At 63.3% G+C, this 21500-nt stretch carries 23 protein-coding genes and 1 tRNA gene; 13 read left to right on the top strand and 11 right to left on the bottom strand.

Annotated elements, in window-relative coordinates; genetic code table 11:
* The 7 genes from AC2CGW_RS03360 (at position 1) to recX (ending at position 4757) form a co-directional block, all read left to right on the top strand.
* Positions 1–810, top strand: a complete 810-nt coding sequence (locus AC2CGW_RS03360; RefSeq protein WP_426352745.1) for a hypothetical protein — start codon at positions 1–3, stop codon at positions 808–810.
* Positions 811–860: 50 nt separating this feature from the next.
* Positions 861–1406, top strand: coding sequence for a hypothetical protein (locus tag AC2CGW_RS03355; RefSeq protein ID WP_484573536.1), 546 nt, complete (start codon positions 861–863; stop codon positions 1404–1406).
* A gap of 104 nt (positions 1407–1510) precedes the next feature.
* A complete protein-coding gene (locus AC2CGW_RS03350; RefSeq protein WP_186667202.1) occupies positions 1511–2059 on the top strand; it encodes a glycoside hydrolase family 19 protein in 549 nt (182 codons plus the stop codon).
* Positions 2053–2553 carry a lysis system i-spanin subunit Rz gene (locus AC2CGW_RS03345; RefSeq protein WP_411383108.1) on the top strand — a complete coding sequence of 167 codons (501 nt, stop codon included), beginning with the start codon at positions 2053–2055 and terminating at the stop codon, positions 2551–2553. Before AC2CGW_RS03350 ends, AC2CGW_RS03345 begins: the two co-directional genes overlap by 7 nt.
* A gap of 59 nt (positions 2554–2612) precedes the next feature.
* Positions 2613–3095, top strand: a complete 483-nt coding sequence (locus tag AC2CGW_RS03340; protein ID WP_186667201.1) for a CinA family protein — start codon at positions 2613–2615, stop codon at positions 3093–3095.
* 104 nt (positions 3096–3199) lie between these two features.
* Positions 3200–4267 carry a recombinase RecA gene (recA, locus tag AC2CGW_RS03335; protein WP_125931569.1) on the top strand — a complete coding sequence of 356 codons (1068 nt, stop codon included), beginning with the start codon at positions 3200–3202 and terminating at the stop codon, positions 4265–4267.
* Positions 4268–4286: 19 nt separating this feature from the next.
* Positions 4287–4757, top strand: coding sequence for a recombination regulator RecX (gene recX / locus AC2CGW_RS03330; RefSeq protein WP_186667200.1), 471 nt, complete (start codon positions 4287–4289; stop codon positions 4755–4757).
* Positions 4758–4817: 60 nt separating this feature from the next.
* On the opposite strand, the gene AC2CGW_RS03325 is transcribed toward recX, so the two are convergent.
* Positions 4818–5936, bottom strand: a complete 1119-nt coding sequence (locus AC2CGW_RS03325) for an LOG family protein (RefSeq protein ID WP_186667199.1) — start codon at positions 5934–5936, stop codon at positions 4818–4820.
* Positions 5937–6293: 357 nt separating this feature from the next.
* Between AC2CGW_RS03325 and AC2CGW_RS03320 the strand changes: the two genes are divergently transcribed.
* Positions 6294–6497, top strand: coding sequence for a hypothetical protein (locus AC2CGW_RS03320; RefSeq protein ID WP_186667198.1), 204 nt, complete (start codon positions 6294–6296; stop codon positions 6495–6497).
* A 1-nt stretch (position 6498) separates the two neighbouring features.
* Here AC2CGW_RS03320 and AC2CGW_RS03315 read toward each other — a convergent pair whose 3' ends face one another.
* Positions 6499–6921 (bottom strand): quorum-sensing-regulated virulence factor family protein, encoded by a 423-nt coding sequence (locus tag AC2CGW_RS03315; RefSeq protein ID WP_186667197.1) that lies wholly within the window; start codon positions 6919–6921, stop codon positions 6499–6501.
* Between the two features lie 222 nt (positions 6922–7143).
* Here AC2CGW_RS03315 and AC2CGW_RS03310 point away from each other — a divergent pair, with 222 nt between their 5' ends.
* The 3 genes from AC2CGW_RS03310 to AC2CGW_RS03300 all read left to right on the top strand — a co-directional run bounded on the left by AC2CGW_RS03310 (position 7144) and on the right by AC2CGW_RS03300 (position 9199).
* The gene (locus AC2CGW_RS03310; RefSeq protein ID WP_186667196.1) at positions 7144–7854 is read left to right on the top strand and encodes a tRNA-uridine aminocarboxypropyltransferase; all 711 of its coding nucleotides are present in this window, start codon (positions 7144–7146) and stop codon (positions 7852–7854) included.
* Positions 7855–8110: 256 nt separating this feature from the next.
* Entirely contained in the window at positions 8111–8761 is a 651-nt protein-coding gene (gene erdR / locus AC2CGW_RS03305; RefSeq protein ID WP_054891023.1) for a response regulator transcription factor ErdR, read from the top strand.
* Positions 8762–8833: 72 nt separating this feature from the next.
* Positions 8834–9199 carry a diacylglycerol kinase gene (locus AC2CGW_RS03300; RefSeq protein ID WP_186667195.1) on the top strand — a complete coding sequence of 122 codons (366 nt, stop codon included), beginning with the start codon at positions 8834–8836 and terminating at the stop codon, positions 9197–9199.
* A 3-nt stretch (positions 9200–9202) separates the two neighbouring features.
* On the opposite strand, the gene finR is transcribed toward AC2CGW_RS03300, so the two are convergent.
* Positions 9203–10129 carry a LysR family transcriptional regulator FinR gene (gene finR, locus AC2CGW_RS03295; protein WP_186667194.1) on the bottom strand — a complete coding sequence of 309 codons (927 nt, stop codon included), beginning with the start codon at positions 10127–10129 and terminating at the stop codon, positions 9203–9205.
* A 121-nt stretch (positions 10130–10250) separates the two neighbouring features.
* On the opposite strand from finR, the gene fpr reads away from it, so the two are divergent.
* On the top strand, positions 10251–11030 hold the full coding sequence (gene fpr / locus AC2CGW_RS03290; protein ID WP_054891020.1) for a ferredoxin-NADP reductase: 780 nt from the start codon (positions 10251–10253) through the stop codon (positions 11028–11030).
* 66 nt (positions 11031–11096) lie between these two features.
* On the opposite strand, the gene tsaA is transcribed toward fpr, so the two are convergent.
* From tsaA to rimO, 5 genes are all read right to left on the bottom strand, one after another.
* On the bottom strand, positions 11097–11792 hold the full coding sequence (gene tsaA / locus AC2CGW_RS03285; RefSeq protein WP_186718894.1) for a tRNA (N6-threonylcarbamoyladenosine(37)-N6)-methyltransferase TrmO: 696 nt from the start codon (positions 11790–11792) through the stop codon (positions 11097–11099).
* A gap of 7 nt (positions 11793–11799) precedes the next feature.
* The gene (locus tag AC2CGW_RS03280) at positions 11800–12261 is read right to left on the bottom strand and encodes a YehS family protein (protein ID WP_186667192.1); all 462 of its coding nucleotides are present in this window, start codon (positions 12259–12261) and stop codon (positions 11800–11802) included.
* Positions 12262–12310: 49 nt separating this feature from the next.
* Positions 12311–13021: an rRNA pseudouridine synthase gene (locus tag AC2CGW_RS03275; RefSeq protein WP_186667191.1), complete on the bottom strand. Its 711-nt coding sequence runs from the start codon at positions 13019–13021 to the stop codon at positions 12311–12313.
* A 112-nt stretch (positions 13022–13133) separates the two neighbouring features.
* Positions 13134–13592, bottom strand: coding sequence for an acetyltransferase (locus AC2CGW_RS03270; protein WP_186667190.1), 459 nt, complete (start codon positions 13590–13592; stop codon positions 13134–13136).
* 119 nt (positions 13593–13711) lie between these two features.
* Entirely contained in the window at positions 13712–15043 is a 1332-nt protein-coding gene (gene rimO, locus AC2CGW_RS03265) for a 30S ribosomal protein S12 methylthiotransferase RimO (RefSeq protein ID WP_186667189.1), read from the bottom strand.
* 268 nt (positions 15044–15311) lie between these two features.
* Between rimO and AC2CGW_RS03260 the strand changes: the two genes are divergently transcribed.
* On the top strand, positions 15312–17210 hold the full coding sequence (locus AC2CGW_RS03260; protein WP_186667188.1) for a potassium transporter Kup: 1899 nt from the start codon (positions 15312–15314) through the stop codon (positions 17208–17210).
* Between the two features lie 40 nt (positions 17211–17250).
* On the opposite strand, the gene AC2CGW_RS03255 is transcribed toward AC2CGW_RS03260, so the two are convergent.
* The 3 genes from AC2CGW_RS03255 to AC2CGW_RS03245 all read right to left on the bottom strand — a co-directional run bounded on the left by AC2CGW_RS03255 (position 17251) and on the right by AC2CGW_RS03245 (position 21500).
* Complete coding sequence (locus AC2CGW_RS03255) at positions 17251–18543, bottom strand: virulence factor family protein (RefSeq protein WP_484573535.1); 1293 nt, start codon at positions 18541–18543, stop codon at positions 17251–17253.
* A complete protein-coding gene (gene mprF / locus AC2CGW_RS03250) occupies positions 18543–21185 on the bottom strand; it encodes a bifunctional lysylphosphatidylglycerol flippase/synthetase MprF (RefSeq protein WP_484573534.1) in 2643 nt (880 codons plus the stop codon). The genes AC2CGW_RS03255 and mprF overlap by 1 nt, the downstream gene beginning before the upstream one ends.
* Positions 21186–21423: 238 nt before the next feature.
* Positions 21424–21500: transfer RNA gene (locus AC2CGW_RS03245), tRNA-Met, on the bottom strand.

Genomic DNA, 21500 nt, shown 5'->3' with positions numbered 1-21500 from the left:
ATGGCTGGAACAGTCGAACTGATCGTCGGCTATGTCGACAAGGCGGCGGGCACCGGTGCAGCCGGCACGTCGCTGATCGATCAGTACAATAGCGACAAGGAGGGCTTCGCCCTGGTCAACCAGAGCACCCAGACGGTTGCGACAGTGGCTGGCGTGACTTCCATGGTCAAGCTGACAGCCGGCTTCACGCCGTTCCTGAGCGTGACCACCAACACGCTGGCCGCGACCACCGTGTTCGTCAAGATCACTGCGGAGTACCGCACCGAGCAACCGTTCAACACCGGCGATGTCATCAGTTTGGTAGGCAACGTTGCCGGCGTGGTCGGCGGTATTGCCCTGCTGGCCGGGTTCGGCCCTGCCGCGGCCTTGTTCACAGCGGTCGGTATTGGCGCCAACGTCTCGGGCATCATCACCTCCGACGTCAGGAACAACCTCTACCAGTCGCTGGTGAAACCGGTTTGGGAGCAGTATTTCAGCGCCAATCCCCAGGCCAGCTACCCCGACTACTGGGTGGCACCGGACCTGAAACTGGCCACGCTCGCCGAGCTGGGCGCCTACTACGCCGATCGTATTGCTACCACTCACTGGGATCCGGCAACGGGGGCGGTGGCGCTATCCAGCGACAGCCGTGCCGTCTATGAAGAAGGGGCGGCGGCTGGCGGCGGGGGAGGGGGCTATGTCGAAGGAGGCAGCTCCGGTACGGCACCTGTGGTCTACCCTGATCTGCCGGACGCCTGGATCGATATCGGTCCGATCGAGATCGTGAACCCGGGTGATGTGTACCTGGGCAGTGATCAATACCACCGCTGAGGTTCGTGGTAGGGTTGCGCTCCAGCCCAACGGTCATCGATAACGGACATATGGCTTCACTCGCCTCTCAGCTTTCTGCACTCACGCCGCGCCAGCGTTTCATCATCCTGCTGCTCCTGGCGATCTGTTTCCTTGCTTTCGCCGCGATCTACGGGCGGGGATATCGCGACGATCCTACGTCGGATGACACCAGGCTGTTCACTCTCGACGGTCGACTGACGACCCACCCACAAGTCTGGAAGCCCCAGCCCGAGCTGGTCAACTTTGGTGTGGCCTACGACCTGGACGGTCAGCGTCGGCAGCAAGGTCTGTATGCTTATCGCAGTGCGTTCGAGCAGGCGGGAATCGGTATGGGCACCGTGCTCAGGCTGACCGTGGAAGGCTCCGGGCGGGTGCGAGCCCTGGCCAGTGAAGAGGGTCGTATTCTGTTCGACGACCGGCTGAACCAACAGGTCATCGAGTGGAACAACACTTCGATCCGCCGCGGTGTAATCGTCAGTGGCGTCATGTCGGCTGCAGCGCTGGCCTTCGCGCTGCTGACCGGTTGGCGCCACCGGCGGCGCATTTTTTCCCGGGGCGGTGCTGCCGAAGGCTGACGTCTTGCACCGATCCTCTGCGCCATTATCCAGGACGCAGTCCACAACCCACTCCCAACCCAGGCATTGCCTGGGTTTTTTTTTGCTTGCCAGGGAGGTTCTGCATGCTCACCGAGCGGCAACTCATTCAGATCTATCCGCTCGCCGGCCAGCGTGCCGGCGCGTTTCTCACACCTCTCAACGACGCCATGGCCCGTTGGGAAATCGACCACCCCAAGCGCATCGCCGCCTTTCTCGCCCAGGTCGGTCATGAGTCCGGCCAGTTACGCTATGTGAAGGAACTGGGCAGCGACCGCTACCTTTCACGCTACGACACCGGCCCACTGGCCCTGCGCCTGGGCAACACCCCTGAGGCTGACGGCGATGGCCAGCTGTATTGCGGTCGCGGCCTGATCCAGGTCACCGGGCGTAACAACTACCAGGCCTGCAGCCGTGCGCTGTTCGGTGATGAGCGGTTGCTGGCGCAACCCCAGCTTCTCGAGCAGCCGCGTTGGGCCTGCGAGTCGGCGGCCTGGTTCTGGCAGTCGCGCGGGCTCAATGCCTTGGCCGATCGTGGTGAATTCAACCGCATCACCCGGCATATCAACGGTGGGCTCAATGGCCTGGATGAGCGCCTCAAGCTCTGGGCCAGGGCCCGGGAGGTCTTGTGCTGAGCCGTTGGCAGCTCTGCGCATGCCTGGCGCTGATGCTGCTGTCGGCGGCACTGGCCTGGCAGGCCCAGGCCTGGCGCTACGAGCGTCTGTTCGCCGAGTCGGACGAGCTCCAGGCGCGCCAGCGAGTGGAGCAGGCCGAGGTGCTCAACGAGCAACTGCGCAGCGAGCGCGAGCAGCGCCAGGCGCTCGAGCGCCGCCTGCATGACAGCGAGTCCAACCATTTCCAGGAGCTTACCGATGCGCAACAGAATCAGGCTCGGCTGCGTGATCGCCTTGCTACTGCCGATCTGCGCCTGTCGGTCCTGGTCGAGCGTGACGCCGCCTGTTCCACAATGCCTGCCGCCACCGGCGCCGGCGGCGTGGATCATGGCGCCTTACGCGCCCGACTTGACCCGGCGCATGCTCGACGAATTATCGCCATTACCGACGACGGCGACCGGGGGCTGATCGCCCTGCGTGCCTGCCAGGCGTATATCCGCGCGCTGGCGCCGTGAATCCTTGCCTGGGGGGATGAGGGTGGTAGGGTAGTGCGCAGTCACGCAAGGAGCCTGTCATGGACCCGATCACCGTACTTTCTACCCGCCTGGGCGAACACCTGCGCCGTTTCAATGCGCAGGTGACCACCGCCGAGTCCTGCACCGGCGGGGGCATCGCCGAGGCGATCACCCGTATTCCCGGCAGTTCGGCCTGGTTCGAGGCCGGCTACGTCACCTACTCCAACACCCAGAAGACCCGGCAGCTTGGCGTCCCCGAGGCACTGTTCACCCAGGTTGGCGCAGTCAGCCAGGAGGTGGTCGAGGCCATGGTTCGTGGTGCCCAGGCCGCCAGCGGCGCGCGTTTTGCCGTGGCGGTCAGTGGTGTCGCCGGGCCGGATGGCGGCTCGCCGGCCAAGCCGGTGGGCACTGTATGGCTGGCCTGGGGCGATGGAGGCCGTGTTATCAGCGAGCGCCGTCACTTCGATGGCGACCGCGAGGCGGTGCGCCGACAGACGGTGATCGCTGCGTTAGACGGCTTGTTACAGCTTGGTGCCGAGTAAATCGCTCGACGGGGGTTTGCGGAAACGAATCCCTGTGGAATAATACTGGCTACTTATACAGGTATTCCGGCCATCAGGGCCACGTCGAACACGTGAGGATTTCAATGGACGACAACAAGAAGCGCGCCTTGGCTGCGGCCCTGGGTCAGATCGAACGCCAATTCGGCAAGGGCGCAGTCATGCGCATGGGCGATCACGAGCGCCAGGCTATTCCAGCCATCTCCACCGGCTCGCTGGGCCTGGACATCGCCCTCGGCATCGGCGGCCTGCCAAAGGGCCGTATCGTCGAGATCTACGGCCCGGAATCCTCGGGCAAGACCACGCTGACCCTGTCGGTCATCGCCGAAGCCCAGAAGAACGGCGCCACCTGCGCCTTCGTCGACGCCGAGCATGCCCTCGACCCTGAGTACGCTGGCAAGCTGGGCGTCAACGTCGATGACCTGCTGGTCTCGCAGCCAGACACCGGCGAACAGGCCCTGGAAATCACCGACATGCTGGTGCGTTCCAACGCCGTCGACGTGATCATCGTCGACTCCGTGGCTGCCCTGGTACCCAAGGCCGAGATCGAAGGCGAAATGGGTGACATGCACGTCGGCCTGCAGGCCCGTCTGATGTCCCAGGCGCTGCGAAAGATCACCGGTAACATCAAGAACGCCAACTGCCTGGTCATCTTCATCAACCAGATCCGTATGAAGATCGGCGTGATGTTCGGTAGCCCGGAAACCACCACCGGCGGTAACGCCCTGAAGTTCTACGCCTCGGTCCGTCTGGATATCCGTCGTACTGGCGCGGTGAAGGAAGGCGACGAAGTGGTCGGTAGCGAAACGCGCGTCAAGATCGTCAAGAACAAGGTTTCGCCACCCTTCCGTCAGGCCGAGTTCCAGATTCTCTACGGCAAAGGTATCTACCGTAACGGCGAGATCATCGACTTGGGCGTCTCTCAAGGCCTGGTCGAGAAGTCCGGCGCCTGGTACAGCTACCAGGGCAACAAGATCGGCCAAGGCAAGGCTAACGCCGCCAAGTACTTGCAAGAGAACCCGGCCATCGGTTCGGAAATCGAGAAGCAGATTCGTGAGAAGCTGCTGACCTCCGGCGCTGTCGCCGCGGCTGCCAAGGCTGCCGCCGCCGAAGCTGATGCCGACGATATGGCTGATGCTGAAGCCGGTTATTGATATCGCTGGTTGATCGCACATGTCGTCCGTCGTACTCGACACCCCCGTCGCCGTTCGGCGGACAGCCATGGACCTGCTTGCGCGCCGCGAGCACGGTCGTGTCGAGCTGACTCGCAAGCTGCGTCAGCGCGGCGCCACGGATGAGCTGATCGAGCCCGCGCTTGATCGGCTTGCCGAGGAAGGCCTGCTCAGTGAGGCCCGCTATCTGGAGAGCTTCATCTCCTACCGTTCCAACGCCGGTTATGGTCCAGCGCGTATTCGTGAAGACCTGAGCCAGCGAGGGTTGAACCGTGGCGATATCGATCAGGCACTGCGCGAAAGCGGTGTAGATTGGTCAGCCCGCTTGCGGGACGTCTGGCAGCGCAAGTTCGCCGGGCAACGCCCTCAGGATCCTCGCAGCCGAGCGCAGCAAACACGCTTTCTCGCCTACCGTGGTTTTTCCATGGACATGATCGGGCGACTGCTCAGCGGGCGCGATCTCGACGATTGACGGCCAGTGCGGCTGACATGGCAGACATCTGCCAGGTCAGCCGCACTGGCCGTTTTTCGTTCAACTGACTTTCAACGCTTCCCGGGCATGTTGCGTCGTGTGCATCGGTTGGGGTTTGGCCCAGTTTTCCGGCAGGTTGATGAAGTCCACCAGTTCACGCAGGCGTCCCTGGTCACGGCCGTTGAAGGCGAAGGTCAGGCGGGTCAGGTGGTTGAAGTCGCCGACTTCATGTTCTGCGCTGCTGTCGGCTTGCTGATGGTATTTGCCACTCAGGCGCAGGTCGGCGAAGCCCTCCTGAATGTCGTATAGCGCCGCCTCGCTGAGGGGGTGCAGCATCCGGATCACGAACTGGTTCTTCAACCAGCGACTGGAGTGGTAATTGCTGTAGAACTGGTTGATTTCCTCCACAGCCTCGTCAGCGCTGTGTACCAGACGTACCAGTTTCAGGTCGCTGGGGAGTATGTAGCGGTTCTCTTCCAATTGACGGCTGATGAAGCTCAGTGCGTCCTGCCAGAAACTCCCGCCAGGCGAGTCGAGCAACACCACCGGTACCAGAGGGCTTTTACCCGTCTGGATCAGGGTCAGCACTTCGAGTGCCTCGTCGAGGGTGCCAAAACCACCCGGGCAGAGCACCAAGGCGTCAGCTTCCTTGACGAAGAACAGCTTGCGGATGAAGAAGAAGTGGAAGGGCAGCAGTTGATCGGTGCCATCCACCGTTGCGTTGGCATGCTGCTCGAAGGGCAAGGTGATGTTGAAACCCAGGCTGTTTGCAGCCCCGGCGCCTTCGTGGGCAGCGGCCATGATGCCGCCCCCGGCCCCGGTGATGACCATCAGGTCGGAGCGGGCGAGGCTGGCGCCCAGCTCTCGGGCCAGGGCATACATCGGGTGTTCCTGAGGCGTGCGCGCCGAGCCGAATACAGTGACTTTGCGTCGCCCCTTGTAGCGTTCGAGGGTGCGGAAGGAGTGGTCCAGTTCGCGCAGGGCCTGCAAGGTGATCTTGGCATTCCATCGGTTGGCGTCGTCGAAGGCCATGCGCAGGATGGTCAGCATCATGTCGCGGTAGAGCGGCAGGTTGGGGCTGTCCGGTGCCACCAGTTGCAGTTGTTCATCAATCTTGTTCAGGTCGATCCCCTGCTCCCTGAAATGATCGGACAGACGTTCATTCGGTAGGTAAGGCATTCAGCGTCTCCTTCTGCAGCAAAACCTCTGACCGGGTCGATGGGGTGTCCCGGCCGCGACACTGCGTGTGTCGCTGGCTGCTGTCGCTCGAGTGTGCATCTCGAGCATTGCAGTAGGCCTTCAAGGCCGTGATGCAGTGGCGTGAGTCCATCTTGTCTTTTGTCGTTGCGGGTCCGGCAACGTCGTGGCGCGGCAATCTCCTGTGCTTGCCGCTGACGCGTGCTGTTCGCTTTCAATCTAGACGCTGGCGAGCGATCCTGCCGGTTTGCGGCTGCAAACCGTTCGTCTGATAGGATCCAATCCGTGCAGGGGTTTGATTAACTGAAAGACAACGGCGCGATGCAGGGAGGTCGCGGTATGCATCGGTTGGTCATTGAGGTGGACTTGCAGTTGTATGAACTGCTCAGGCGTGCAGCCCAGGACCATCAATTGAGCCTGGAGGGCGAGTGCCTGCGCAGGTTGCAAGGCGCCGACAGGCAATCACGTTACCTTCAGGCCTTGCTGGCGGATCTGCGCGCCGATGAGGAGCAACGGCGCGCCAGCGACGATCAGGTCGCCTGAATCACTTCTTCTTGTTGCCGGCCGTGCAGCTGGCAGCATCGAACGCCTGGTCCATGACCGGCTGGTTGGTCTTGTAGACGGTGAAGCGGTAGACCATTACCGCGCCCTTGGTCATCAGTTGGCGGTAGCCTGTGTTGCGGCAGACGCTGTCGCCCAGCTGGCTGCGCACCAGCGCCGGGTTTTCCAGCATGCGCTGGGCATGTTCTTCGCGCACGCTCAGGTGGTTGACCAGCGCCTTGCCCTTCTCGACGGTGTATCCCTGATCGAGGATGTCTTCGTTGACGGCGCGTGGCGTGCCGACGCTGCTCTCCTTGGCAACCTTCTGCAGCATCTGGTTCAGCTCGTAGTCCTGCTTGGACGCCGCATTGGCTGCGAGCGGCAGGGCGAGCAGCAGGCTCAGGGTCGGGACGATAAGACGCAGCATGAATCTCTCCTGGTTCGGTAACTGGCGCTTTGACCTGCGCCTTCTGGCGGCGTTCCATGAACGCGTCGCTCAACGGGCGCAGCGGTCGCCAAAGGCGCGATTATAAGGGAGCGCGCTTGTAGCCTGCACGGCAATCCTGTGGCTGCTCTGGTAGACTCACGTCTTTGTTCCCCGCCGAGTTGTCGCAGTGTCCATCCCATTCCTGTCCATAGGCTTGCAGCCATGAGCCATGCGGTAGCGCGCCTGCGCGCCGAGCGTCTGGCGCGCAGCAACAAACCTTTCGTCGCCCGCGGTTCGCGCGCTGATCGCTGCCCGGACTGCCGGGTGATCGCCAGCCATTGCCTGTGCGCCTGGAAGCCTCGGGTCGACGCCCGGGCCGGCATGTGTCTGGTGATGCACGACACCGAGCCATTGAAGCCGACCAACACCGGCTGGCTGATCGCCGATCTGATCGAAGATACCTGGGCCTTCGGCTGGCAGCGCACCGATGTCGACGCGCGTTTGCTGGCGCTGCTCGAACAACCCCAGTGGCAGCCCTATATCGTCTTCCCTGGTGAGTTCGTCGCACCGGAGCGGGTGGTCAACGAGGTGGTGTGCGAGCCTGGCAAGCGGCCGCTGTTCATCCTGCTCGACGCCACCTGGACCGAAGCGCGCAAGATGTTTCGCAAGAGTCCGTACCTGGATCGCTTCCCGGTGCTGAGCCTGGAGGCCGAGCAGATGTCGCGCTACCGCCTGCGCCGCTCCAAGCGTGACGATCATTTCTGCACCGCGGAAGTGGCGGCCATGTGTCTGGACCTGGCCGGCGACAACCGTGCCTCCCAAGCGCTGGATGCCTACCTCGACGTGTTCAGCCTGCATTACCTCAGCGGCAAGCGACACCTGGCACTGGACGACCAGGATGAGCCGCATCAACGCTTGCATACCTTCCTATAGTCCAAGGGGCAAGCGAGCCGGATTGGTTCATACTGTCGAGCAGGTCGCCAGGGTGGGCGAGGCCGCCGGGCAATTGGCTTGACCACCCGGACGGTGCTCGGCATCCTTGGCGCCGATTCGGCCACGACGCAGCCGCCATCCCAGGCTGCGGTCGTGCCCTTGCCGCAGGCGGCGCCGTCGCCCGCGCCTTGAGTTGCCCGCCAGGCACAGGCTCCGTACCCCGCAGCGCCTGGCACAGAACAGGACCCCTGGATCGATGGCTACATATGAAATCCTGATTGCCGATGACCATCCGCTGTTCCGTAGTGCCTTGCGCCAAGCCGTGACGCTCGGCCTCGGGCAGGACGTACGGCTGGTGGAGGTGGCAAGCATCGCCGAACTGGAAACACGCCTGACCGAGAAATCCGACTGGGACCTGGTCCTGCTCGACTTGAACATGCCGGGGGCCTATGGCTTCTCCGGTCTGGTCCTGCTGCGCGGGCAGTATCCGCAGATTCCGGTGGTGATGGTGTCGGCGCAGGAAGAGGCGGCCGTGGTGGTCAAGTCCCGCGAGTTCGGGGCCAGCGGTTTCATTCCCAAGTCCAGCCCGCTGGAAACCATCCAGGACGCCGTGCGCAAGGTGCTCGATGGCGAAGTGTGGTGGCCGCCGCAGGCGTTCGAAAAGGTTGATGTGTCGGCCGAGGCCAAGGCCGCCAGCGAGGGGCTTGCGAGCCTGACGCCGCAGCAGTTCCGGGTACTGACCATGGTTTGCGAGGGTTTGCTGAACAAGCAGATCGCCTACGAGCTGAGCGTCTCGGAGGCGACCATCAAGGCCCACGTCACTGCGATCTTCCGCAAGCTGGGCGTGCGCACCCGGACCCAGGCCGCATTGCTGCTGCAACAACTTGAATCGGTTTCAGCTAACTGAGCCTCGCGGCTTCACGCTTTTTTGACCCAGGCTGGACTAGCCTGCAGGCCTTTTCCAGGTGAATTGACTCACATGTCGCCATTCAAGGGCCAGACCGGCCTGAAACGCATCTTCAACGCCGCCGGCTATTCGCTGGACGGCCTGCGCGCCGCCTTCAAGGGCGAGGCTGCCTTCCGCCAACTGGTGCTGCTCAACGTGCTGCTGATCCCGACTGCCTTCTGGTTGCCGGTCAGCCGCGGCGAGCGTGCGATCCTGATCGCCGTGTGCCTGCTGGGGCTGATCGTCGAGCTGCTCAACTCGGCGGTCGAGGCTGCCATCGACCGCATCTCGCTGGAGCGTCACCCCTTGTCGAAAAACGCCAAGGACATGGGCAGTGCCGCGCAGTTGGTGGCAATGAGCATGGTGGCGCTGGTCTGGGGCGTGATCCTGCTCGGCTAGCGCTTAGGCGATGGCCGGCAGCACGATCTCGTCGCTGCGCTGCACCCCCGCAGTAAAGCTGCGGCACAGCTCGAGAAACTCACGCATGGCCGAGGTCTGGTACTTCTGCTTGTGCCAGATGAAGTAAAACTGCCGCAGCAGATCCAGCTCCGGTGTTTCCACCGCCACCAGGCTGCCGCGCCTGAAGGCGTCGCGCAGGGCCAGGCGCGAGATGCAGCCGATGCCCAGGCCCGACTCCACGGCGCGCTTGATCGCTTCGGTGTGCTCAAGCTCCAGACGGATATTCAGGTTGGCGCGGTGGTGGCGCATGGCCTGATCGAAGGTCAGGCGTGTGCCTGAGCCTTGTTCGCGCAAGATCCACGCCTCCTGGGACAAGGCCTCGATATTGGCGCGGCCGACCTTGGCCAGTGGATGCTGCGGGGCGCAGAACACCACCAGTTCGTCCTCGACCCAGGGTTGCACCTCCAGGTCAGGGTGGTTGCAGTCACCCTCGATAAGACCCAGGTCAATTTCGTAGTGGGCTACCTGTTGCACAATGTGCGCCGTATTCTGCACGTGCAGCTTGACCTGGCTTTCCGGGTGCACCTGCATGAAGCTGCCGATCAGCAGCGTTGCCAGGTAGTTGCCGATGGTCAGGGTGGCGCCGACGGCGAGCGAGCCGAAGCCGGACTTGCCGTTGAGCAGGTCTTCGATTTCCTTGGCCTGGTCGAGCAGGGCTACTGCTTGGGGCAGCAACTGATGGCCCAGGGCGTTGAGGCTCAGGCGCTTGCCGGCGCGATCGAACAGCTGGCAGCTGGACTGGCGCTCCAGTTCGGTGATGGAAGTACTGGCCGCCGACTGCGAAAGGGCCAGTACATTGGCCGCTCGCGATACGCTTTGATGCTGGGCGACGGCGACGAAGACTTGAAGCTGGCGGAGAGTGAATCGCATATCTATATAACCGATAAGTCATATCTTGATAATTCAGTTAACAGATATTCTCGCTGCCCCTAAACTATCGCGCAACTGCGCGTCTTGCGCGCGCCGCGTTTTTCTTCAGGAGCCCCATTAGATGAGCAACATGAACCACGAACGTGTCCTCAGTGTGCATCACTGGAACGACACCCTGTTCAGCTTCAAGTGCACCCGCGATCCGGGCCTGCGCTTCGAGAACGGTCAGTTCGTGATGATCGGCCTGCAGCAGGAAAGCGGCCGTCCGCTCATGCGTGCCTATTCGATCGCTTCGCCGAACTGGGAAGAGCATCTGGAGTTCTTCAGCATCAAGGTGCCGGACGGTCCGCTGACCTCCCAGCTGCAGCACCTGAAGGAAGGCGACGAGATCATCATCAGCAAGAAACCGACCGGCACCTTGGTGCTGGACGACCTGAACCCAGGCAAGCACCTGTACCTGCTGAGCACCGGTACTGGCCTTGCGCCGTTCATGAGCGTGATCCAGGACCCGGAAACCTACGAGCGTTTTGAAAAGGTGATCCTGGTCCATGGCGTGCGCTACGTGAACGAAGTCGCCTACCGCGAGTTCATCACCGAGCACCTGCCACAGAATGAATTCTTCGGCGAAGCGGTGCGTGAGAAGCTGATTTACTACCCGACCGTGACCCGCGAGCCGTTCGAGAACCAGGGCCGTCTGACCGATCTGATGCGCAGCGGCAAGCTGTTCAGCGACATCGGCCTGCCACCGATCAACCCGCAGGACGATCGTGCGATGATCTGCGGCAGCCCGAGCATGCTCGACGAGACCAGCGAAGTACTCGACAGCTTCGGCCTGAAGATCTCTGCGCGTATGCGTGAGCCGGGTGATTACCTGATCGAGCGCGCATTCGTCGAGAAGTAAGGCGAATTGCGGCATAAAAAAACGCAGACTTGGGTCTGCGTTTTTTTATGCCTGGAAAGTGTGAATTCAGGCTTCGCGTGCAACCTCCAGCACCCGGATCACCTCCGGCTGCGGATAATGCCAGCGCACCTGCACATCCCAGAACTTCACTCCGTAGAGCCGTTCCGGCGCTGGCACCTGATAGGCCGGGCGTGGATCCTGGGCCAGGCACTGTTCGATGAGTTCCACCAGTGGTTCTGCCAGGCGCAGAGCGTGCTCGTGGGCCTGGTGCAGGGCGCTATCGCTCCACTGCACGTTGATCGGCAGTGGCGCATCGCTGGCCATCTGGTTGATGGCATTGTCGATGCTGTCGGCGTAGGGCACGTAGGGTTTGATGTCGAGCACCGGCGTTCCGTCGAGCAGATCGATACCTGACAACAGCAGGCGTCCGGGCTCTACAGCTTCAAGGCGCACCACCGACTGGCCGATCCCGTTGGGGCGATGGGTGGCACGCGTGGCGAACACGCCCATGCTCTTGTTGCCGCCCAGGCGCGGCGGGCGCACCTTCAGCCGGGGCTTTTCCTCCAGTGCTTGATGGAACAGGAACAGCAGCCAGACGTGGCTGACCTGCTCCAGGCCCTGTACCGCGTCGCCCTGGTCGAACGGCGGCAGCAACTCCAGCACGCCGCGTGCCGCGGGCGCCAGGCGGGGCTGGCGGGGGATGGCGAACTTCTCCTTGAAGCAGGAGCGGACGATGCCGACCGGTGTGACGCTGTGCTGCATGATCGGCTCAGCCACGCACGCGAAGGGTCAGGCCCTTGAGGAAGTTGCGCAGCAGCTGGTCCTGGCAGGGGCGGTAGTTGTCATGGCCGACCTTGCGAAACAGCGCGCTGAGTTCGGGCTTGGACACCGGGAAATTGACCGATTTGAGGATCGCGTGCAGGTCGTCTTCCTTGAGTTCGAAAGCCACCCGCAGTTTCTTCAGCACGGTGTTGTTGGTCACCGGCAGCTCGACGGGCTGGGGCGCACGGTTGTCGTCCTTGCCACGGCGGTGGATCACCAGGCCATCGAGGAAATGCGCCATGACGCGCTCCGGGCAACGCACATAGCCGGCTTCGTCTTCCTTCTTGATATAGCCGGCAAGCACCACCGGGTTCACTTCAAGGCCGGACAGGGCGATGATTTCGGCCATCTTGGCGTCGTTCACCTTGAGCATGTAGCGCAGGCTGCGCAGGACATCGTTGTGGTTCATGTGACTCGAATCCTTTTCTGAGCCGCACCTTGCGGCGCGGCGGTATCGCTTAGAAGCGTTCGCTGCCGGACAGGTAGCGCCATTGGCCCAGGGGCAGCTTGCCCATCGACACGCCACCCAGGCGAATGCGGCGCATGCCGAGCAGTTCCAGGCGCAGGTAGGCGCAGATTTCGGAGATCTGCCCGGGCTGCGGGTTCTTCAGGGCCAGGCGCAGGTGGGTTTCGTTCTGCCAACTGGCTTTGGCCCGGGGCAGTTCCCGGTCATTGCGGGTCGCACCACGGGCCAGGCGCTCCAGGGCCTGGGGCGTGGTTTCGCCGCGCACCTCGAGGATGTACTCCTGTTCCAGACGGCGCAGGTCGGCGTCGATCTTGCGGGTGACACGCCAGTCCTGGCTGAATACCTGCAGGCCGCTGGCGCCGCGTTCGAGCGGGGCGGGGCAGGTCAATCTGGCGAAGTGCCCGTGTAGGGGGCGCACGCCTTCGCGGTGGGTTTCGCTGAGGCTGGCCATGTTCATGCTGGCGCGGGCAGTTTCACTGTCCTGGCCCTTGGGCTGGTTGAGCAGCAAGGTAACCGGCTCCAGTGTTTCGGCACGTGCCCCCGGGAGCAGTTCGACACGCTGGGTTTCAACCTTGAACTGCGGTTGCTCGACCACCACGCCATCGACCGTGACCCAGCCCCCTTCGATGTACAGTTCGGCCTCGCGGCGTGAGCAGCCGAGCTGTTCGATGAGGCGTTTGGACAGGCGGACGGGTTCGGACATGAGCTGAGGGTTCGCAGGGCAGGGAAAGGTGCTTATTGTACCTGCCCGTGCCATGTTGCGGCTGTGAATCTGCGCTGTTCGGGCCATTTCAGGCGCGGCTGACGGGCCGTGCCTACCGCGGTGCGCGGATCAGTCGCATGTGCAGCAGTGGATAGGGTTGTCCGAGGCCATCGGTTTCCGAGCGTCCCGCCACTTCGAAGCCCTCGTGCAGGTAGAAACCCAGTGCCTGGGAGTTCTGTTCGTTGACGTCCAGGCGTTCGGCGTTGAGCTCCTCGATGGCATGGCGCAGCAGACGCTTGCCAACCCCCAGGCCGCGATGTTCGGGGTCAACGAAGAGCATGTCGACACGACCGTTGGCGACACCGGCAAAGCCGAGGATCCTGCGTTGGGCGTCCCGGCAACAGATCAGCATCACGGCATCCAGGTAGCGGCGCAGCACGTGATCGCGCAGCAGCACGATGTAGGCGTCAGGGAGAAAATCATGGGTGGCGCGCACCGACGCTTCCCAGATACGGACCAGTTCGGGGTAGTCGCTGTAGTGGGGGGTATGCAGCGTCAGGGGCAAGGACATTCTGTATTCCTCGGGTAGTGAGGAAAACATAGATGCTTGATGACAGTTTTGCGGAGTTTTTCTTCAAAGCTTGCCCCTTCGCGGCGTGTGGCCGCGAAGGGGCGGGGCTTGCGTCTCGATCAGACCGGTTCGGCCCACATGTCGTATTCGTCGGCATCGACAATACGGCAACGTACCTTGTCGCCCGGCTTGAAGCCGTGGTCACCGTCGATGAACACGCTGCCGTCGATTTCCGGCGCGTCGAAGAAGCTGCGGCCTACCGAACCCTGCTCCTCGACTTCGTCGATCAGTACCTCGATCTCCTTGCCGATACGCAGTTGCAGGCGTGCGCTGCTGATCGCCTGCTGGTGGGCCATGAAACGGTCCCAGCGATCCTGCTTGACGTCATCCGGGACTTCTTCCAGGCCCATGTCGTTGGCTGGGGCGCCTTCGACCGGCGAGTACTGGAAGCAGCCGACGCGGTCGAGCTGGGCTTCGGTCAGCCAGTCGAGCAGATACTGGAAGTCCTCTTCGGTCTCGCCGGGGAAGCCGACGATGAAGGTCGAGCGGATCACCAGTTCTGGGCACTGCTCGCGCCAGTTCTTGATGCGCGCGAGGGTACGGTCCTCGAAGGCCGGGCGTTTCATGGCCTTGAGCACCTTGGGGCTGGCGTGCTGGAACGGGATGTCCAGGTACGGCAGGATCTTGCCGGCCGCCATCAGCGGGATCACGTCATCGACGTTGGGGTAGGGGTAGACATAGTGCAGGCGCACCCAGGCGCCCAGGCTGCTCAGGGCTTCGCACAGCTCGAGCATGCGGGTCTTGACCGGGCGACCGTTCCAGAAGTCGGTCTTGTACTTGACGTCGACGCCATAGGCGCTGGTGTCCTGGGAAATCACCAGGATCTCCTTGACCCCAGCCTTGACCAGGCGCTCGGCCTCACTCAGCACTTCGCCGACCGGACGGCTGACCAGCTTGCCGCGCATCGACGGGATGATGCAGAAGCTGCAACTGTGGTTGCAGCCTTCGGAAATCTTCAGGTAAGCGTAGTGGCGCGGGGTCAGCTTGACGCCCTGCGGCGGCACCAGGTCGATCAGTGGGTTGTGGTCCTGGCGCGGTGGCACCACTTCGTGCACGGCATTGACCACCTGCTCGTACTGTTGGGGGCCGGTGACCGACAGCACGCTGGGGTGCACGTCACGGATGGTGCCTTCCTCGACACCCATGCAGCCGGTGACGATGACCTTGCCGTTTTCCTTGATCGCTTCGCCGATCACTTCCAGCGACTCGGCCTTGGCACTGTCGATGAAGCCGCAGGTGTTGACCACCACCACGTCGGCGTCTTCGTAGGTCGGAACGACTTCATAGCCTTCCATGCGCAGTTGGGTGAGGATGCGCTCGGAGTCGACCAGGGCTTTTGGGCAGCCCAGGGAGACAAAGCCGACCTTCGGCGTGGCGGGAGTGGTGGACATGACTAACCTCGGTATTGAAACAGGTCGCGCCTGCCAGTGGCGGCGTGATCCGGGCGGGCGTTTTTGGCGCCTCTGATCAAAAAGTGCGCAATTCTAGCGAGCGCAAGGTCGCTTGACCAGCAGAAAAGCGACGAGCGCTGCGCTATGCTTCGCGCCGTTGTGTCCGGGTAGCAATGATAGCCGGATGACGACAGCGGTCCGGGCGCTGCGAGCATGCCGTCCGGTGCGAATACTATCGGCCCCGAAGGGCCGTCTGCGGGAGTGGTCGATGGTTCAGGCAAGCAGTCACGCCGAGGGCGGGCATGGGGCGGCACGCCCTTTGGGCCTGCTGGTGGCAGCTGTGGGGGTGGTCTATGGCGATATCGGCACCAGCCCGTTGTATACCCTTAAGGAAGTCTTTACCGGCGGTTATGGCGTACAGGTCGACCACGACGGGGTGCTGGGCATCCTGTCGCTGATTCTCTGGTCGCTGCTGTGGGTCGTGTCGTTCAAGTACGTGATGTTCATCCTGCGCGCCGACAACCAGGGCGAGGGCGGCACCATGGCGCTCACCGCGCTGGCGCGGCGTGCCACGGCGGGGCATCCGCGGCTGCGCATGCTGATGGTCGGCTGCGGGCTGGTCGGCGCCTCGCTGTTCTATGGCGACAGCATGATCACCCCGGCAGTCTCGGTGCTGTCGGCGGTCGAGGGCATGGGGCTGGCGTTCGATGGCATCGACCACTGGGTGGTGCCGATCTCGCTGGTAGTGCTGGTGGTACTGTTCCTGGTGCAGAAGCATGGCACCGAGAAGATCGGCAAGGCCTTTGGCCCGATCATGGTTGCCTGGTTCCTCGTGCTAGCTGCGCTCGGGGTGCATGGCATCCAGCAGAGCCCGGAAGTGCTCAAGGCGTTCAATCCCGGGTGGGCGTTGAACTTCTTCATCGTCCATCCCGGAATGGGCGTGGCGATTCTCGGTGCCGTGGTGCTTGCGCTGACCGGCGCCGAGGCGCTGTACGCCGATATGGGCCACTTCGGGCGCAAGCCGATCGCCCGTGCCTGGTTTGCCCTGGTGCTGCCAGCGTTGGTGCTCAACTACTTCGGCCAGGGCGCGATGCTGTTGCAAAACCCCGAGGCTGCGCGCAACCCCTTCTACCTGCTGGCACCAAGCTGGGCACTGCTGCCGCTGGTGGGGCTGGCGACCATGGCCACGGTGATCGCCTCCCAGGCGGTGATTTCCGGTGCCTTCTCCCTGACCCGCCAGGCCATCCAGCTGGGCTACGTGCCGCGCATGCAGATCCAGCACACCTCCAGTGACGAGCAGGGGCAGATCTACATCGGTGCAGTGAACTGGACCCTGATGGTCGGCGTCGTGCTGCTGGTGATTGGCTTCGAGTCTTCCGGTGCCCTGGCGGCGGCCTATGGGGTGGCGGTGACCGGCACCATGCTCATGACCACTATCCTGGTCGCCGCAGTGATGCTGCTGCTGTGGAAGTGGCCACCGGTGCTGGCAGTCCCGCTGCTGGTGGGGTTCCTGTTGGTGGACGGGCTGTTCTTCGCCGCCAACGTGCCGAAGATCGTGCAGGGTGGTGCTTTCCCGGTACTGGCGGGGATCGTCTTGTTTGTGCTGATGAGCACTTGGAAGCGTGGCAAGCAGATTCTCGTCGAGCGTATCGATGAGGGGGGCCTGCCGTTGCCGGTGTTCATCAGCAGCATTCGTGTGCAGCCACCGCATCGTGTCGAGGGGACAGCAGTGTTCCTCACGGCGCGTGCCGATGCGGTGCCCCATGCGTTGTTGCACAACATGCTGCACAACCAGGTGCTGCACAGCCAGGTCGTACTGTTGACGGTGGTCAGCGAGGATCGGCCGCGGGTGCCGGAGTCGGAGCGTTTCGAGGTCGAGGCCTATGGCGACGGGTTCTTCCGCGTATTGCTGCACTTTGGCTTCATGGATGAACCGGACGTACCCGCGGCACTGCGGCTATGCCATCTGGAAGAGCTGGATTTCAGCCCCATGCGCACCACCTACTTCCTCAGCCGCGAGACGGTGATCGCCTCGCGCCTGGAAGGCATGTCGCGCTGGCGCGGGAACCTGTTCGCGTTCCTGCTGAAGAATGCCAACGGCAACCTGCGCTTCTTCAACCTGCCGCTGAACCGAGTGATCGAGCTGGGAACCCAGGTCGAGATCTGACTCAAATAACAAGGGCCGCATCGCGGCCCTTGTTGTGTTCTTACTGCTCTGCGACGTTCGACTTGCCCTGACGGGTTTCGATCTCGCCGATCAGGCGCTTGGCCAGCGCCGGGTAGTTCTCGTCGAAGTGATGGCCGCCTGGCAGCTTCATGCGCTCGCCGACGGCCGTCTTGTCGGTGCAGCCGCTCTCGTCGGTTTCTTCCACACCATAGATGCACACCACCTTGGCGGCAGGCAGCTTGGCCATCTCCGGCCCGGTCGGGGCCTCCTGGCCTTCCTTGCCCAGCCAGCCTTCCACTTCGATCTCGAAGCTGCCACTGCGGGCGAAGGCCAGCAGGATCACCGCGTCGATGCGCTTCTGGTCGGCTTCCGGCAGGCGATTGTAGATGGCCGGCAGGACATCGGCACCGAACGAATAGCCGGTCAGCACGAAGCGCTTGGTGCCCCATTTCTGACGATAGTGCTGCATCAGCTCCGACAGGTCGGCAGCGCTCTGTTCAGGCGTCTTGTGCTGCCAGTAGTAGCGCAGGGTGTCGATGCCGACCACCGGGTAGCCGAGCTTGGCCATCTCGCCCGCCACGTCGCGGTCCAGGTCGCGCCAGCCGCCGTCACCGGAGAGGAACAGGGTGACGGTGTCGGTGGTCTGGCCGGCTGGCACTTCCACCACGGGAATCGCCAGGGCGTTACCGTCGCGACCGACCAGGGCCTGGGTCAGTTGGGCCTTGAGCACCTGCGGCAGGTGAATGTCATAGTCGCTGATGCTGGTTTCGGCGTTGGCCTGGTCGCGCACGAAGGCAGCGCTGGCATCGTCGGGGTTGTCGTTCCAGGCCACGTTCCAGTGACCGTGGGCAGCGGTTTTGGGCAGCTCGACCTTGCAGTCTGGCTGTTCGAGGTTGAAGTCTACCGAGATGGCCCGGGCCTTGTCGTCGTTCTGCTCGGCCAGCCAGCGCCAGGCCTGCGAGGCGCCTGGCCCGATGCCGGCAACCAGGGTCGGCTTGCCGGAGAGCTTGCCCATGGCCTGGTCCAGCGCCACCTGCTGCTTGCTGCAGTCGCCGGTCGGCAGGATCACCTGCACCAGTTGAGCCTCACCGGCCTGGCTGAGGTCCAGCAGTTGCTTGTCGGTCAGTGCCTGATCATGGGGCACGCCAACTGCCACCAGGGTCTTGGCGCGTACGCCGGGTGTGACCCGGGTCAGGTTACTGCCATCGTCCAGCGTGAAGTGCTCGATACGGGCTTCGGGGGCAGGGCGGGTCCACAGCCAGAAGGCCCCGCCGCCAGCCAGCACGGCGAGCAGCAGGGGGATCAGCAGGTACAACCAGTAACGTCGAGTCATCAGCGTTTCACCAATCCAGTCAGGCCGCCAGCAATCAGGGCGGCAGTATCAGCCAGTGCAACCAGGGGGTCCAGCCCGGCTGGCACAGCCATGTAACGGGGTTCCCAGTCCGGCTGGAACTTGTCCTTGAAGCGCCGCAGGCCCTGGAAGTTGTAGAGCTGCTCGCCGCGCTGGAACACCATCGAGCCCAAGCGTTGGGTCAGCGGTGCGCCGCGACGCGGTTGCAGGCCGGAAAGCGGCACCATGCCCAGGCTGAAGCGGGCATAGTCGTGGCTTTTGTAATGCAGGATGAGGCCGAGCATCATGAATTCCATGGTCAGCTTCGGTGCCTCGGGGTGTGCGCGCATCAGGTCCAGGCTGGCCAGTTCGTTGCTGTGGGTTTCCAGCAGGTTGGCGAAGGCCACCGGACGGCCCTGGAAGCGGATCAGTGCGATACGGAAATGTTGCAGGTACTCCGGGCTGAAGCGGCCCAACGAGAAACCTTTTTCGCGCACGTTCTTGCCGGCCAGCCAGGCGTCGGAGATTTCCCGGAGCTCTTGCAAGGGCGCATGCCCGGGTTCGTGGACTTCCAGGGTCAGGCCGTCACGGCCGCCGCGGTTCCAGGTGTAGCGCAGGTCCTTCATCTCCTTGCCCTTGGCTTCGAGGTCGAAGCGGCGCAGGTCGACCCGCGCCTCTTCGCCAAGCTTGATCGCGGTCAGGCCGATGTCCATGTAGAACGGCAGGTTTTCCGCGCGCACCTGGTAGAACACCGGGCGGGCATGGTGCAGGTCGCAGAGGTCGCGGAACTGCCAGATCATCTCGGCACGCTCCTGTGCCGGGCCGATCGGGTCGTACAAGGCGACCAGGCTGCGGCCGCGACGGGCATACATGAGGAAGGCGTTGTCGTTGGGGTGGAACAGCAGCGCCTTGTCACCGGTCAGGGCCAGGCCACCGTCGGGCTGATCGGACGCCAGCAGAATGCGGTTGGCGCGCTGCAGTTCGTCTTGGCTCGGCAGGTGAATCACCGGGCGCGCGGTGCGCAGCAGCCAGGTCAGGGCGACGATCACCAGCAGTACTGCACTGCCCAGTGCAGCGCGCAGGCCGCGCGGAGCATCGGCGTCGAGGGTGAATTGCCACCACAGTTTGTGGCTGTAGGGGACGTCCTGATAGGCGAACAGCAGCAGCCATACCGAGGCACCGACCACGCAAGCGCTGGCTACCAGGTAGATCGGCGAGAACGGCAGCTCCAGCAGGCGGCTGGGGCGATAGAACGAGCGCCGGAACAGGGCCAGCAGGGCGGTGGTGAAGATCATCATCGACGCCTCTTCCCAGTCGAAGCCCTTGAGCAGCGACAGCAGTGCGCCCGTCAGCAGCAACACCGTGGTCAGCAGCCAGGCCGCCGACAGGCGGCGACGCAGGCCCTGTGCCAGCAGCAGGCACAGGACGCCGATCAGGCTTGCGCCGAAGTGCGAGGCGTCGATCAGGCGATGCGGGATGAGAAAGCCCATGTGCTCCAGACGGCTGTCGATCTCCGGGGTCACGCCGGAAAACAACAGCACCACGCCGGACAGAAACACCAGGATCGCCAGCACGGGAGCGGCGAGCCCGGACGCTGCCTTGATCGCCTGTTGGGCGAACAGCAGGCGGCGGGCTTCGTTGACCAACAGCAGAACGCAGGCCACCAGCAACGGCAGCACGACGTAGATCAGGCGATACAGCAGCAGCGCCGCGGCCAGTGGGGCGGCGCCCAGTTCGTTGGCGAAGGCCGCGAGGAGGATCGCTTCGAACACACCGACACCGCCGGGCACATGGCTGAGTACACCCGCCGCGAGGGCCAGCAGGTAGACCAGAACGAAAGCACCGAATGGCGGGGCTTCGGGCAACAGTAGGTAAAGCACCGTGGCGGCGGCGGCAACGTCCAGTGCGGTGATGACCAGTTGCAGGGCGGTCAGGCGTGCACTGGGCAGGCGCAGGGTGCGGCGTCCGACCTGCACCAGCAGATTGTCGGCCAGGGGCTGCTCGGCAGCGCGGCGACGATAGAGCCCCACCGCCAGGACGGCGCAGGCCAGCAACACCGCGGTGGCGATGCTGCCCAGCAGTACCGGGGACATACGCAATGCGGTGGAGGCCGAGGTGAGGTCGCTCAAGGTGGCCACTGCTGCCAGCGGAGGCAATGCGCAGCCTAGGGAGAGGCTGGCGAACACGGTCATCCGTGCGACTTCCGCAGCCCCCAGCCCCTTGCGCGCGTACAGGCGATAGCGCACCGAGCCACCGGAGAGCATTGACAGCCCGATGGCATTGCCGATGGCGAATGCACTGAAACCGCCCAGCATCAGGGTGCGGGGTGGTAGCTTGACGCCTGCATAGCGGGCCGCGGACCACTCGTACCCCAGCAGGGTCACGAAGCCTGCCACAGTGGCCAGTACCGCACCTAGCAGCGCCTGCTTGGGCACGCTGAGCATGGCGTCATGCAAGGCATAGATGTCCAACTCGCTCAGCAGGTGTCGGCAGGCGATCAGTGCCATGGCGAACAACAACAGGGTTATCGCCAGGCCGATGGGCTGGCGGTATTTGCTGAGGCGTTCGAGCCACGGCAGACGCTGTGCTGCCGCAGGCAGGGCAGCAGTGATAGGGGCCTGGGAGTCTGGAGAGCGGGAGGTCATGAAATACCTCGTGCGGCGAGCGCGAGGGGGAGGAGACGTGCGGCCAAGTGAAAGTCCCTTTGGAAAACGTGTCCAGATAGTACTCCGGGTGGAGTAGGTTTATCCGTTTCAGGTTAGTTAAAGTTAGTTCATTGAGGTGCCAGAGAAATGGCAAAGCGCGTACGACAGGTTTTTTCCAGGGACAAACGCAACAAGCCCCGCACTATCCTGGGATAGGCGGGGCCTGTTCTGACGAATATGGTTGCGGGAGCCGGATTTGAACCGACGACCTTCGGGTTATGAGCCCGACGAGCTACCAGGCTGCTCCATCCCGCG

This window comes from Pseudomonas sp. SYWMCR5 (genome assembly GCF_057197165.1).
The sequence above is the reverse complement of the archived record's forward strand: the minus strand, read 5'-3'. Positions and strand labels throughout refer to the sequence as shown.